General features: G+C 64.1%; 13 protein-coding genes. 9 read left to right on the top strand and 4 right to left on the bottom strand.

The window, feature by feature from the left end; genetic code table 11:
* The first annotated feature begins 249 nt into the window (after positions 1 to 249).
* The 9 genes from sfnG (at position 250) to EOB59_RS02760 (ending at position 9,156) form a co-directional block, all read left to right on the top strand.
* Positions 250 to 1,353 (top strand): dimethylsulfone monooxygenase SfnG, encoded by a 1,104-nt coding sequence (gene sfnG / locus EOB59_RS02800; protein ID WP_128287597.1) that lies wholly within the window; start codon positions 250 to 252, stop codon positions 1,351 to 1,353.
* A 124-nt stretch (positions 1,354 to 1,477) separates the two neighbouring features.
* On the top strand, positions 1,478 to 2,413 hold the full coding sequence (locus EOB59_RS02795) for an ABC transporter ATP-binding protein (protein WP_127395872.1): 936 nt from the start codon (positions 1,478 to 1,480) through the stop codon (positions 2,411 to 2,413).
* On the top strand, positions 2,410 to 3,309 hold the full coding sequence (locus tag EOB59_RS02790; protein WP_128287596.1) for a branched-chain amino acid ABC transporter permease: 900 nt from the start codon (positions 2,410 to 2,412) through the stop codon (positions 3,307 to 3,309). The genes EOB59_RS02795 and EOB59_RS02790 overlap by 4 nt, the downstream gene beginning before the upstream one ends.
* A 3-nt stretch (positions 3,310 to 3,312) precedes the next feature.
* On the top strand, positions 3,313 to 4,353 hold the full coding sequence (locus EOB59_RS02785) for a branched-chain amino acid ABC transporter permease (protein ID WP_128287595.1): 1,041 nt from the start codon (positions 3,313 to 3,315) through the stop codon (positions 4,351 to 4,353).
* Between the two features lie 82 nt (positions 4,354 to 4,435).
* A complete protein-coding gene (locus EOB59_RS02780; protein ID WP_128287594.1) occupies positions 4,436 to 5,773 on the top strand; it encodes an ABC transporter substrate-binding protein in 1,338 nt (445 codons plus the stop codon).
* A gap of 81 nt (positions 5,774 to 5,854) precedes the next feature.
* Positions 5,855 to 6,661: an ABC transporter ATP-binding protein gene (locus tag EOB59_RS02775; RefSeq protein WP_128287593.1), complete on the top strand. Its 807-nt coding sequence runs from the start codon at positions 5,855 to 5,857 to the stop codon at positions 6,659 to 6,661.
* Positions 6,662 to 6,685: 24 nt separating this feature from the next.
* A complete protein-coding gene (locus EOB59_RS02770) occupies positions 6,686 to 7,933 on the top strand; it encodes an SfnB family sulfur acquisition oxidoreductase (protein ID WP_127395876.1) in 1,248 nt (415 codons plus the stop codon).
* A gap of 63 nt (positions 7,934 to 7,996) precedes the next feature.
* Positions 7,997 to 8,557, top strand: a complete 561-nt coding sequence (gene msuE / locus EOB59_RS02765) for an FMN reductase (RefSeq protein WP_127256266.1) — start codon at positions 7,997 to 7,999, stop codon at positions 8,555 to 8,557.
* Between the two features lie 113 nt (positions 8,558 to 8,670).
* A complete protein-coding gene (locus EOB59_RS02760; protein WP_023811545.1) occupies positions 8,671 to 9,156 on the top strand; it encodes a hypothetical protein in 486 nt (161 codons plus the stop codon).
* Between the two features lie 11 nt (positions 9,157 to 9,167).
* On the opposite strand, the gene EOB59_RS02755 is transcribed toward EOB59_RS02760, so the two are convergent.
* From EOB59_RS02755 to EOB59_RS02740, 4 genes are read right to left on the bottom strand one after another with little or no spacing between them, the layout of a single operon-like run.
* Entirely contained in the window at positions 9,168 to 9,707 is a 540-nt protein-coding gene (locus EOB59_RS02755) for a hypothetical protein (RefSeq protein ID WP_127395877.1), read from the bottom strand.
* A complete protein-coding gene (locus EOB59_RS02750; protein WP_128287592.1) occupies positions 9,700 to 12,576 on the bottom strand; it encodes a sarcosine oxidase subunit alpha family protein in 2,877 nt (958 codons plus the stop codon). The genes EOB59_RS02755 and EOB59_RS02750 overlap by 8 nt, the downstream gene beginning before the upstream one ends.
* Positions 12,573 to 12,839 (bottom strand): sarcosine oxidase subunit delta, encoded by a 267-nt coding sequence (locus EOB59_RS02745; protein WP_127272032.1) that lies wholly within the window; start codon positions 12,837 to 12,839, stop codon positions 12,573 to 12,575. The genes EOB59_RS02750 and EOB59_RS02745 overlap by 4 nt, the downstream gene beginning before the upstream one ends.
* Before the next feature lie 9 nt (positions 12,840 to 12,848).
* Positions 12,849 to 14,102, bottom strand: a complete 1,254-nt coding sequence (locus EOB59_RS02740) for a sarcosine oxidase subunit beta (protein WP_128287591.1) — start codon at positions 14,100 to 14,102, stop codon at positions 12,849 to 12,851.
* Between the last annotated feature and the right edge of the window lie 6 nt (positions 14,103 to 14,108).

Genomic DNA, 14,108 nt, shown 5'->3' with positions numbered 1-14,108 from the left:
GGGAAATTGCCAAGCTGCTGGTTACGCTACCGTCAGCGCAGGCGATCGGCGCCCATGCCGCGCATGGCCCTCTTGCGGGCTGACATCTGCAGGCCGGGTTCGGCAGCGAAAATTGGTATTTCCGTCCCAAGAGAGCCCCAAAAACGGAAAATCCTTCTTTGTATATATATTCTATAAACATAATAAATATCGGCGAAGTCCGGTTGCGGCCGGATCGATCAATGACACGGCCTGAATGGGAGACATTTCATGGCACACGCAGAGACCGACGCGATCAAGTTTGCCTACTGGGTGCCGAATGTTTCGGGCGGCCTGGTGATCTCCAACATCGAGCAGCGCACCAACCATTCGGCCGAGTATAACCGCAAGCTGGCGCAGATCGCCGAGAGGTCCGGCTTCGACTACGCGCTCAGCCAGATCCGTTTCACCGCTGGCTACGGCGCCGACGAACAGCATGAATCGGTGGCGTTCAGCCATGATCTGCTGGCGGCGACCACCACGCTCAAGGTCATCGCCGCGATCCTGCCCGGGCCATGGAACCCGGCGCTGGCGGCCAAGCAGATCGCCACCATCAGCTACCTGACCAACGGCCGCGTCGCGATCAATCTTGTCTCCGGCTGGTTCCGCGGCGAGTTCCACGCCATTGGCGAGCATTGGCTCGACCATGACGAGCGCTACCGCCGCTCGGAAGAATTCATTCGTGCGCTGCGCGGAATATGGACTGAAGACAGCTTCACCTTCCGTGGTGATTTCTACCGCTTCAACCAATATTCGCTGAAGCCGAAGCCGCCGCAGCCGCTGCCCGAAATCTTCCAGGGTGGCTCGTCGCGCGCCGCACGCGACATGGCATCACGGGTTTCGGACTGGTACTTCACCAACGGCAACACGCCGGCCGAAATCGCCAAGCAGGTCGACGACCTCAGGGCCAAGGCGAAGGCCAACAACCATTCCGTGAAGGTCGGCGTCAACGCTTTCGCCGTCGTTCGCGAGACCGAGGACGAGGCGAGGGCAGTGCTCGCCGAAATCATCGCCAAGGCCAATCCCGACGCGGTCAATGCTTTCGGCCATGAGGTCAAGAACGCCGGTAAGGCCTCGCCGGAAGGTGAGGGCAATTGGGCGAAATCGTCCTTCGACGACCTGGTCCAGTACAATGACGGCTTCCGCTCCAACCTGATCGGCACTCCCAGGCAGGTTGCTCAACGCGTCGTCGACCTGAAGCGCGCGGGTGCGGATCTCATCCTGCTCGGTTTCCTGCACTTCCAGGAAGAGGTCGAGTATTTCGGCAAGCATGTCATCCCGCTCGTTCGCGAATTGGAAGACGCCGAGGCAGCGGCGTCGCTGGCGGCGGAATAGTCACCCGCACAGGTTGGCCGGAGAGATTCCGGCCAGCACACGCATGGAAGCTACCCGGCGCGCTCGAGCCATCGAGCAGCAATGAGGATTTGCGCGCGTGCTGAAGCAATCGAGGACAATTGGAATGCCTCTGCCCACTTATACGCTCGGAGTGATGGAGGCTTCCGCCTATGCACCGGAGGTCTTTGCGCGCGGCCTGCCGTCAAGCCCACGGCCGGAGCAGTCGTTCGAAGATGTCGCCAAGCCGGCAGGGGCCGTTGCCGGCGCTGCCTCAGCATTGCTTTCGCTTCAGGGCATCAGCCTGTCCTTTGGCGGCGTCGTGGCACTGGCCGATATCGACCTGTCGGTTCTACCAGGCGAGATCCGCGCCATCATCGGCCCTAACGGCGCCGGCAAGAGCTCGCTGATCAACGTCATCAGCGGCGTCTACAGGCCGGATCGCGGTCATGTCCAGCTCGACGGTACCTTCTATGCCCAGGTCCCGACGCAGCGGCTGGCCCATCTCGGCGTCGCCAGAACCTTCCAGAACCTTGCACTGTTCAAGGGCCTCAGCGTCCTCGACAATGTCGCCTCTGGCCTTGCCTACAAGGTTCAATCCAACTTTGCCGGCCAGGTGCTCGGCATCGGCCGCTCGCGTGGCGAGCAGCGCGATTCACGCAGCCGTGCCGAACAGGTCCTCGAATTCCTCCATCTCACCGCCATTCGCGACCGTCTTGTCGGCACCTTGCCTTATGGGCTGCAGAAGCGTGTCGAATTGGCCCGCGCTCTGGTGGCCGCGCCGCGCCTGCTTTTGCTCGACGAGCCGATGGCCGGCATGACAGCGAGCGAAAAGAGCGAGATGGCGGCTTTCGTCCGTGCCGCGCGCGATCGTTTCGCCACCACCGTGGTGTTGATCGAGCACGATGTCGGCGTCGTCATGGGTCTGTCCGATCGAATCGCCGTCCTCGACTACGGCCGCAAGATCGCCGACGCCACGCCCGATGAAGTCAGGAACGACCAGCGCGTCATCGATGCCTATCTCGGCGTCGCCTCGGACAATGAAGACGGGGCAGGCATATGATCGCCGGTTTCGACTACCAGTTCTTCATCGAAGTGCTCGTCGGAGGCCTGCTCTCAGGCGTCATGTATTCGCTTGTCGCGATCGGCTTCGTGCTCATCTACAAGACCTCGGGCGTGCTCAATTTCGCGCAAGGCGCGATGCTGCTGTTTGCGGCACTCACCTTCGTCAGCCTTTCCGAGCGCGGCATTCCCTTCGCGCTGGCGCTGGTGGTCACCTTCGCCATCATGGTGGCGACCGGCATCGCCATCGAGCGCACGGTGCTCAGGCCACTGACCAACAAGCCGCCGATCACCCTGTTCATGGCGACGCTTGGCCTGTCCTACATCATCGAAGGCGCTGCCCAGCTGATCTGGGGCACGCAGGTCCACGGCCTCGATCTCGGCATCGAGGATGTGCCGCTGGAAATCGGCGGCGTGCTGATCAGCCAGTTCGATATTTTCGCGGCCGTGGTTGCTTCCGGCATGGTCCTCTTGCTGTCGCTGTTCTTCCGCTACACCCGCATCGGCCTCTCCTTCCGCGCAGTCGCCGACGATCAGTTCGCGGCACTCGCGGTCGGCCTCAGGCTACCCCTGATCTGGGCCACTGTATGGGCCGCCGCCGGCCTCGTCGCGCTGGTGGCCGGACTGCTGTGGGGCGCACGCCTGGGCGTGCAGTTCTCGCTGTCGCTGGTGGTGCTCAAGGCGCTGCCGGTGCTGGTGCTCGGCGGTTTCGATTCCATCCTCGGCGCCATCGTCGGCGGCCTCTTGATCGGCGCCAGCGAGAAGCTCGCCGAAGTCTATATCGGCGACTATTTCGGCGGCGGCATAGAGAGCTGGTTTGCCTATGTCGTCGCGCTCGTCTTCCTGCTGATCCGCCCTTCCGGCCTGTTCGGTCAGAAGCTCGTCGAGAGGATCTGAACGATGACCGCGATAACAAGCGATTTCGCCGCCGCGCCGGCGCTGCCGAAATGGGTCGTGCCCGTGCTTTTGCTCGCTTTCGCTTACGGCGTCGTGCCGCTGATCGGCTCAAGCTATCTGTTCGAGGCCATCCTGCTGCCTTTCCTGGCGCTCAGCCTCGCCGGCGTGGGCTTGAACATCCTGACCGGCTATGCCGGCCAGGTGTCGCTTGGCAGTGCTGCTTTCATGGCGGCCGGCGCCTTTGCCGCCTATAATTTCAACCTGCGTGTCGAAGGCCTGCCGCTGGCCGGCAGCATCTTCCTGGCCGGCATAGTGGCGGCCGCGATAGGCGTCGTTTTCGGCCTGCCGAGCCTGCGCCTGAAGGGTTTTTATCTCGCGGTTTCGACCCTTGCCGCGCAGTTCTTCATGCAATGGGCGTTGACCAAGTTCAGCTGGTTTTCCAACAACTCGGCGTCCGGCGTCATCGACGCGCCGAGACTGTCGATTTCAGGTTTCGCGCTCGACGGCGCCATCGGCCGCTATCTGTTCGCGCTGACCATCGTCACTGTGCTGACCTTCCTTGCCTATAGGCTGGTCTCGTCGCAGACCGGGCGCAACTTCATCGCCATCCGCGACAATGAAACCGCCGCCCGCATCATCGGCATTCCGGTCCTGAAGACCAAGCTTCTGGCCTTCGCCATCTCGTCCTTCATCATTGGGGTTGCCGGCGTCATCTGGGCCTTCGCCTATCTCAGGACCGTCGAGCCGGACGGCTTCGATCTCGACCGGTCGTTCCAGATCCTGTTCATCATCATCATCGGTGGTCTGGCTTCGATCCGCGGCGCGTTTTTCGGCGCCGCCCTCATCGTGGTCTTTCCACTCGCTCTGTCGCGCCTCGGCGGCTTTCTGCTTGGCGATCTCTTCGACTCGGGCGTGCTCGACATGAGCCAGCGCATCGTGCTGGGCGCGCTCATCATCCTGTTTCTGATCCTTGAACCCGACGGGCTGGTGGCGCTGTGGGACAGGTTCCGAAGACGGCTCCTGTTCGCCTGGCAGTCGACTTGAGCTGATGCATTGAAAATGAATCCAATCCGAAAATGAACAAGGGGCCGAACCCAAGACGGCCCATACCGGGAGTATCTCGACCATGACTTTCCTCAGCACAATCAAGGCGGCGGCGCTGTCCGCGGCGATGATCGTGTCGGTGGCCTTACCGGCCGCGCACGCCGACGAGCAAGTTTTTCCGCTGCAGAGCTATCGCGTCGGGCCTTACGCGGCCGGCGGCACCGGCTTCTTCGGCGGCTTCATCGACTATCTCAACCTCATCAACATCCGCGACGGCGGCGTCAACGGCGTCAAGCTGACCTGGGACGAATGCGAGACCCAGTATGAGGTCGAGCGCGGCGTCGAATGCTATGAGCGGCAGAAGAGCCATGCCGGTGCCGCGGCTTGGAACCCGCTCTCGGTCGGCATCGCCTATGCCATGATCGACCGCATCACCGCCGACAAGGTGCCGCTGATCACGGTCAACCACGGCCGCACCGACTCCACCGACGGGCGTGTCTTCCCGTACGTGTTCCCGCTGCTACTCAATCCTTACAGCGAAACCTCGGGCATCGTGAACTACATCGCCTCCAAGGAAGGCGGCATCGACAAGCTCAAGGGCAAGAAGATCGTCGTGCTCTATCATGGGTCGCCCTACGGCAAGGAAACCATCCCGATCTATGAATTGCTGGCGCAGAAATACGGCTTCACCGTGCAGCAGATCGAGGTGCCGCATCCCGGCAACGAGCAGCAGTCGCAGTGGCTGACCATCCGTCGCGCCAAGCCGGATTTCGTCGTCCTGCGCGGCTGGGGCGTGATGAACCCGGTGGCGCTGAAGACGGCGGTCAAGGTCGGCTTCCCCGTCGACCATATCGTCGGCAATGTCTGGTCGAATTCCGAAGAGGACGTGATCCCCGCCGGCGACGCCGCCAAGGGCTACACCGCCATCACCACGCAGGCTTCCGGCAACTCCTACCCGGTGGTGCAGGAGATCGTGAAGACGGTCTATGGCGCCGGCAAGGGTAACCTTGAAGACAAGGCGCGCATCGGCTCGGTCTACCACAATCTCGGCATCGTCAACGGCATCCTCAATGTCGAGGCGATCCGGGTTGCGCAGGAGAAGTTCGGCCACCGCACGCTGACCGGCGACGAGGTCCGCTGGGGCTTCGAGCATCTCAAGCTCGATCCGGCCAAGGTCGAGGCGCTTGGCGCCAAGGACCTGTTCCATTCGATCAATGTCAGCTGGGACAACCATGAAGGCGAAGGCTACGTGACCTTCCAGCAGTGGGACGGCAAGAAGTGGAACGTCGTCTCCGACTGGATCGCGCCGGACTGGGCGTTGCTGCGGCCGATCATCGAGAAGTCCGCCGAGGCCTACGCCGCCGAGAAGGGCATCAAGCTGCGCACCGCCGACGATGCCAATGCTGTGACCACCAACTGATCAGTCAGTGCCGGGCGTCGCGGACCAAGTTTCCGTGGCGCCCCGGCCTCTTTCGGTTTCCGAACCGTGAAAGAACAGCCTATGCCGAACGATGACGTCATTCTTGCCATGGACGCGGTCCATGCCACCTACAACCACGCCGTCACGGCGCTGCATGGCGTCAGCTTCGAGCTCAGGCGCGGCCAGATACTGGCATTGCTCGGTGCCAATGGCGCCGGCAAGACCACGACGCTGAAGGCCGTCTCCAATCTGCTGCCGGCCGAACGCGGGCAGGTCAATGCCGGCACCATCCGCTATGAAGGGTCCGATGTCTCGCGCCGCAAACCGGGTGACCTGGTGGGCGCCGGGCTGGTTCAGGTGCTGGAAGGTCGCCACTGCTTCAAAAGCCTCACCGTCGAGGAGAATCTGATCGCCGGCGGCATCGGCCGCAGCGGGAGCCGCGCCGAGATCAATCAAGACCTCGAGCGGATCTACGGCTATTTCCCGCGCCTCAGGGAGAAGCGCCGGACATTGTCCGGCCTGACCTCCGGCGGTGAACAGCAGATGACCGCCATCGGCCGGGCGCTGATGTCGCGACCGCGTTTGCTGGTTCTCGACGAACCGTCGATGGGGCTCGCACCAATCATCGTCCAGGACATCTTCCAGAGCTTGAGAAAACTCAACCGCGAGACCGGCCTATCCATCCTGGTCGCCGAGCAGAACTCGGCGGTGGCGCTGCGATATGCCGACCATGCCACGGTGCTGGAGAACGGCGTTTCCGTTCTCGCCGGAGCAGCCGCCGAGCTTCGCCAGCGCGAGGACATCAGGGCCTTCTATCTCGGTCAATCAACCCCCGGGCAACAGGTGTCACCCGCCACCAGGCCCGCCCATCTCCACGCCGTTGCCTGAGCCAAAATCCCAAGGAGCAGTGAAATGACCGTTTCGACCGTCAAAACCGACAAGGCTTCCGCCGCCGTGCCGCCAGTCGCAAGGCCGACCGCCCCAGCGCACATCATCAAGGATGATGCCGAGGCGATTGCGATTGCCCACGCACTCGCCGCCGAATTCGTGAAGGACTCCTCCCAGCGCGACCGCGAGCGGATCTGGCCGGTCGCCGAACTCGATGCCTTTTCGCAAAGCGGCCTGTGGTCGATCAATGTACCCAAGGCATTCGGTGGGCCGGAGGTGTCCTATGCGACGTTGGCGAAGGTAATCGAGATCATCTCGGCGGCGGATTCCTCGATCGGCCAGGTTGCGCAGAACCATCTCGGTGTTGTCGCCGCCATTCGCACCGTGTCCGACGCGGACCAGCAGAAGCTGCTGTTTGCCGAAGCGTTGAAAGGCACGCGGTTCGGCAACGCCTTTTCCGAGTTCGGCTCCAAGCGCGCCGCCGATTTTGAGACCCGCTTCACCGATGCCGGCGATCATGTGGTTGTCAACGGCCGCAAATTCTATTCGTCCGGCGCGCTGCTTGCCCATCTCGTGCCGATCGTGGCGCTCGATGACGAGGGCCGCGCCTGGTATGCGATCGCCGACCGTGCCGCACCCGGGCTGACGGTCATCGACGACTGGTCGAGCTTCGGCCAGCGCACGACGCTGTCCGGCACCGTTATCATCGACAACGTCAAGGTGCCGAAGACCCATCTGGTACCCGGCTACAAGGGCTACGACAGGCCGACCGCCGACGGCGCCATCTTCCAGATCATCCAGGTGGCGGTCGACACCGGCATCGCCCAGGCGGCGATCGACGAGACCGTCGATTTCGTCAGGACCAAAAGCCGCGCCTGGATCGACAGCGGCGTCGACAATGCCTGGGACGATCCCTACACCATTCAGGCCATCGGCGACCTGACGCTGCGCCTGCACGCGGCGCAGGCGCTGCTCGAAAAGGCCGGTCATGCGATCGACCGGGCAGTGATCGATCCGACCGCCGAGACCGTCGCGCATGCCCAGATCGTCACCGCCGAGGCAAAAATCCTGTCGACCGAGATCGCCATTGCCGCAACCAACAGGCTGTTCGAACTTGCGGGAACCCGCTCGACGCTGGCCGAATACAATCTCGACCGGCATTGGCGCAACGCGCGCACGCACACGCTGCACGATCCGGTGCGCTGGAAATATTCCATCCTCGGCAAATATTTCCTCAACGGCGAAAATCCGCCGCTGCACGCCTGGAGCTGATTCCCACCGGCGGGCGGGCGGCCTGCCACGTCAAACCTTCGACCATCCAAGAGGCCCACTGCCATGTCAAATCCAACAGTCGTCGGCTTTTCCGGCAACATCACCAGGCCGTCAAAGACGCGCGCCTTCGTCGACCTGGTCACCAGGGACATCGCCGCCAGCCACGGCCTATCGGCGAGCACCTATGATATCGAGGATCTCGGCCCGTCGCTGGGCACGGCGAAATGGGCCCGCGATCTCGACGGCCAGGCGCGCGCGATCCTGGAACAAATCCTCGCCGCCGACGTGCTCGTCGTCGGCTCGCCGACCTACAAGGGCAGCTATACCGGCCTGTTCAAGCATTTCTTCGATCTGATCGATCCGGCAGCGCTGCGGGGGAAGCCCATCGTGTTGACGGCGACCGGCGGTGGCGAGCGCCATGCCTTGATCGTCGAGCATCAGCTGCGGCCGCTGTTCGGCTTCTTCGAGGCTTTCGCGCTGCCGACCGCCGTCTACGCCACCGACAAGGATTTCACCGACGGTGTGCTGCGCTCCGAGGCGATCCTGAAGCGTGCGGCACAGGCGGTTGACGAGGTCGGCTTCGTGCTGGCCAACCGCTCGGCCGGCAGGATCGCCGCTGAATAGGCTTTGTCACCAGATTGCGATCGAAACAGGCGAGGGCAGCGCCCTCGCTTACCCGCAATTTACGACCGCCCGCTAAAAACGTTCCTGTCTGATTCGTCTGGGACAGGAACGTCATGAGCAAAGCCCTCACATCCTTCGCACTGGTCGCCGTGCTGACCGCCTTGCTCATGGCGTTGAGCCTGGCTGTGGCCAGGCACGGCTATCCCTATGGCGCGATCGGCGTCAGGCGCCTTGACGGCATTGCCGACGCCGGCGTGTTCATCCCGATTGCCGCTGTCTATTTCTTCAGCGCGATGCTGATGATGATCCTGCCGATCAGGGCGGCCGGCATCGTCCTGACCCATGCCGCCGACGCCCTTTTCTGGACCGTGATCGCGCTGTTTGCGACCATCGTCGGCTGTCTGGTCGCCAGATGGGCGTTCGGGCAGGGCAGCGCCGTGTGGGCGCTGCTGAACTGGCGGTTCCTGTTTGCCGCGGCGATCGTCGGTTGTCACTTCGTCATGAACGAGCTGCGCCGCAATGTGCTGCTGCGCAGCCTGTTCTTCGTGGTCTTTGCCGCCGCGACGCTGGCCTGCCTGTTTTGGTCGTTCACGCTCTGACGTGTCGCCGGTTAGTCGGCTGATCCGGTCGCGATGTTGCCGGCGGCCGTTTCCATCCATGTCCAGAGATAAGTGGCAAGGCCGCGGTCGACATGGATGCGCAGCTTGCCGTCAAGACGATAGACGACGGCGCTGATGCCGGCGAAGGAAAGTGCTGCACTGGCACTTGGCTTCGCGGGATCGAGCGTCGTTCCACGCGCGATGAAAGCGTCGAGCGCCATGCCCTCGGCCTCGAATATTTGCAACCCAGCGCTGATCGCCGTCACCGCGAACCCGTCTGCATGCCAGCCCGTGGCGATGGCGAGCGGGCTCTTCGATACGACGAGCAACCGGTCGCGCGCCAGCCGCGCCGCGTAGCGGTCGCCCTGTGCGATACCAAAGGCACCCACGCCAGTCCCGCCGATGCTGGAAGCCCGTGTCCACGCGTCGAGGTCGCCGCTGACCATCAACTGGTTGAGGTCGAGGACGGCTCGTATCGCAAGGCCCGGCGTGGTGATGGCCGCGCTCTGCCAGTCCGGTGCAACAGACCATTTTTCCGCGAGATCACGCATGCAGCCGGTCTCCTGCCGGGTCAAAGGCGCAAGGGGCGGTAATTGTCGCCTTGCTGATCTTGCCGAGATGCTGGATTTCGATCGTTTCGCCGTGACGCGCCGCGCCGCGCTCGATCAGGCCAAGCGCCACGGCGCGGCCAAGCGTCGGGCTCTGGTAGCTCGAGGTGACAAAGCCCTGGCTGTGCAATCCGCCGTCGATCCGTTTGATGCCATGCGCACCGGTGGCCAGCGGCGCTTCGCCTTGCGGCACCGCTAGTCCGACAAGCTGCATGCGGTTGTCACGCGAGGCCTCCTCTGTGAACAGCGAGCGGCGGCCTACGAACTCGGTCTGGCGCTTGACGCGCGGACCGTCGACGCCGAGATCATGCGGCAGCGTGGTGCCGTCAGTGTCCTTGCCGATGACGATAAAGCCTTTCTCGGCCCGCAGGATCATCAGCGCCTCGAGTCCGATGACGACGGCCTCGAGCGCCTGGCCGGCCTCGCGCAGATGCGCCCATAACGGCTCGGCGCGATCGGCCCGGATCGAAATCTCGTAGCTCCTGTCGCCGGTGAAGCTGACGCGGGCAATGCGGACTTCGTTGCCGGCGTAGGTTCCATGACCGATCGCCATATGCGGAAGATCGGCGTCGCCGAGCGAGAGACCGAGATCCAGCGCTTCGAGCAGTTTTCGGGCGTTCGGTCCTGAAACTGTCAGCGTCGCCATGTCCGATGTGGCGTTGTGGATGTAGACGGCGCCGCGCCCGAAGCGGTCCTGGCGCCATTCCTCCAGCCGCGCATGCACCAAAGTGACATGCGAGGACGAGCACGAGACGACGAAGCGATGCTCGTCCAGTCGGACCAGAACGCCGTCGTCGAAGACCACGCCGTTCTCCGACAGCATGAAGCCATAGCGGCAGCGGCCCGGCTTCAGCGTCGACATGGTGTTGTAGTAGAGGAAATCGACGAACGCGGCCGCCTGCGGCCCGATCACCTCGATCTTCCCGAGGGTCGAACCATCGAACAGCGCGACCGAGTGGCGGGCACGGCGCGCCTCGTCCGCGATCGAACGTTCCGCGTCCCCGTTGCCGCCATAGTGAGCCGGGCGCAGCCAGCCGCCATATTCCTGGAAAACGGCGCCACTGGAACGGTGGACATTTTCGAGCGGCAGCCGGCGCACCGGCGCCATCAATTCGCCGACGCGCGCGCCGGCAAAGCTTGCCAGCGGCACCGGCGTGAACGGCGGACGATAGGTGGTGGTGCCGACCTCCGGCACCGTACGCCCGGTGATACCGGCCATCAGCGCCAGGCCGGGCAGGTTGGAGGTCTTGCCCTGGTCGGTCGCCATGCCGAGCGTGGTGTAGCGCTTCAGATGTTCGACCGAGACGAAGTTTTCGCGCGCCGCCAGTTCGACGTCCTTCACCGTCACGTCGTTCTGGTAATCGATCCAGATGCGCCCCTTAGAGCCCGGTATTGGCCATGCCGCGACTATGCCGCCCGTCGCCTCCGGCCCGGTGCTGCGTGGTGTTGCCGAGTTCTCCTTGCCGGCGAATGCCTTTCCCACGCCAGCAAACACCTCCGACAAGGAGACCGCGCCGGCTGCGGCGCCAACCACGGAGATACCATCGACCGGATCGCCTGGCAGGAAGGCGGCGCGCGCATCGCTCCAGGCGAGCTTGCCCTTGGCCTGGCCGAAGAGATGGATGGTCGGCGTCCACCCGCCGGAGACCAGGACGCAATCGGCATCGAACCTCGTGCCGTCGTCGAGCGTCACGCCGTCGACGCGCAGTCTGCCGCTGGCGGATGCGAGAGAACGCCCTTTGATCAACCGGACATTGGCCGGCGCGGCAGGCGTGCCGTTGCGCCGGATGTCGACAAGCCTGACTTCGGCGCCGGCCTCGGCAAGCGCCCCCGCCACCTCATAGGCGCTGTCATTGTTGGTGGCGACGATGATGCGGCGGCCGACCAGCACAGCGTGGCGCCGGAGATAGGCGAACGCCGCATCCGCCGACATGATGCCCGGCAGATCGTTGTTGGCGAAAGGCAGCGGCCGCTCGATGGCGCCGGCCGCCAGCACGATCTGGCGCGGCCTGACCCGCCACAGCGTATCCGGCCGGCCGTCGAAATGGCGTTGATTCAGCCCGACCAGATTGTGGTCGTAAATGCCGAAGGCGGTGGTCGAAGGCAGGATGAGGTGACCGCCAGCGGCAAGCTCGGCAATCGTCTCCTTGACCCATACGGCCGCCGGCTTGCCGTCGATCTCCGCGGCACGATGGCCGAGCGATCCGCCAGGGCTCTGCTGGTCGTCGACCAGTGTGACGGTCAGGCCAGCACCGGACGCCAGTCTTGCCGCCGCCAGCCCTGCCGGCCCCGCGCCCACCACCAGCACGTCGCAATGATGGTTGATCTGGTCGGCCATGCCGGGCGAGGTCCAGTCAGCATCGACCGTGCCCAGCCCCGCCATGGCGCGGATGCGCGGCTCGAACCTGTGCCAGTCCGGCCACATGAAGGTCTTGTAGTAGAACGCGGCCGGGATGAAGCGCGCAAAACGGTCCAGGAAGGCGTTGCGGTCGGCCAGTGCGCTGGGCGTGGCGTTGACGCTTTTCGCCACCAGTCCGTCGCGCGCCGGCTCGGTCGTGGCGCGGGTGTTCGGCATCGTCCGCGGGCCGCCGAGATCGACCAGCGCATTCGGCTCCTCGACGCCGGCGCCCCAGATGCCGCGCGGCCGGTGGTATTTGAAGCTGCGGCCGACGACCGCGACGTCATCCGCCAGCAGCGCCGAGGCGATGGTGTCGCCGGCAAAGCCCTGCACGATGGTTCCGTCGAAGCTGAAGCGGATCGGGCGCGAGCGGTCGATGGCGCTGCCGCCGGTGGCAAGACGTGAGGCGGTCACGCGGCATGCTCCCCGTCGAGAGCGGCCGAAGACAGCACCTTGTGGGTGACGGTGTCCCGCTCCATGACGAAGAACTCGCCGCAAATCATGTGGACCCAGATCTCGCGCGCCGTGCCTTTCGGGTTGCCGCGCAGATAGAGGTAGCCAGCCCAGCGATCGGTCGGCACGTCGATGCCATCCGGCCTGACATTGCCGGCATCGCCGCCATAGTGGAATTCGGTTTCGTCGCGCGGGCCGCAGAATGGGCAAGGAAAGAGCTGCATGGCAAACCTCTAATGCGCGATGCCGGAGCCGGCCGCTTCGTCGATCAGCCGGCCGGTGGCGAAGCGATCGAGATCGAAGGGGCGGCTGATGTCGTTGTGTTTGCCTGACGCTAGCAATTGCGCCAGCAGCGTGCCACCGGCGGGAATGGCCTTGAAGCCGCCCGTGCCCCAGCCGCAATTGAGGAACAGGCCGGGCAGCGGCGATTCGCCGATGATCGGCGAGGAATCCGGCACCACGTCGACGATACCTGCCCATTGCCGCATCAGCTTGAGCTGGCCAAAGATCGGGAACATCTCCAGCACGCCGGCAATCACCGCCTCCAGCGTCGGCAAATTGCCGCGCTGCGCATAGGAAGGGATGCGGTCGAGGCCGCCGCCGATGACGATCTCGCCCTTGTCCGACTGGCTGACATAGACGCCGCAGCCGGGCGACAGCACCACCGTGTCGAGGATCGGCTTGACCGGTTCGGACACGCAGGCTTGCAGCGCATAGGAATTGATCGGAAGCCGGAAGCCGGCCTTGGCCGCCAGCACCGAGGAATGCCCGGCCACCGCCATGCCGATACGCTCGGCACGGATCGCGCCCCGCGAAGTCTGGACGCCGCGGCAGCGGCCGCCCTCGACGATGAAATCGGTGATCTCGCAGTTCTGGATGATATCGACGCCGAGCCGGCTCGCCGCCCGCGCGTAGCCCCAGGCGACGGCGTCATGGCGCGCCGTACCGGCCCTGCCTTGCCAGATGCCGCCGAACACCGGGAAGCGCGCATCGGCTGAGAAATTATAGATCGGCGCCACCCGGCGCACATCGTCAGGTGAAAACAGCTCGGCATCGATGCCGTTGATCTGCATGGCGTTGACGGTGCGCGCCCCGATCTCCATCTCGGCAGTCGAGTGGCACAGATTGACCATGCCGCGCTGCGACAGCATGACGTTGTAGTTCAGGTCTTTCGACAATCCCTCATAGAGCTGGTGCGCCAGCCCGTAGAGTTCGACACTTTCGGGATAATAGTAGTTGGAGCGTACCACAGTGGTGTTGCGCCCTGTGTTGCCGCCGCCGATCCAGCCTTTTTCCAGCACGGCCACCCTGGTGATGTTGTGATTCTTTGCCAGGTAATAGGCCGTCGCCAGCCCATGGCCGCCGCCGCCGATGACGATGGCGTCGTAGGACGGCTTCGGCTCGGGCGATCGCCAGGCCGGTTGCCAGCCGGTCTGGCCAGCCAGGCCCTCCTTGAACAGCGACAGGGCGGAATAGCGTGTGGTCATGACGTG

This window comes from Mesorhizobium sp. M7A.F.Ca.MR.176.00.0.0 (assembly GCF_004023165.1).
GTDB lineage: Bacteria > Pseudomonadota > Alphaproteobacteria > Rhizobiales > Rhizobiaceae > Mesorhizobium.
The sequence above is the reverse complement of the archived record's forward strand: the minus strand, read 5'-3'. Positions and strand labels throughout refer to the sequence as shown.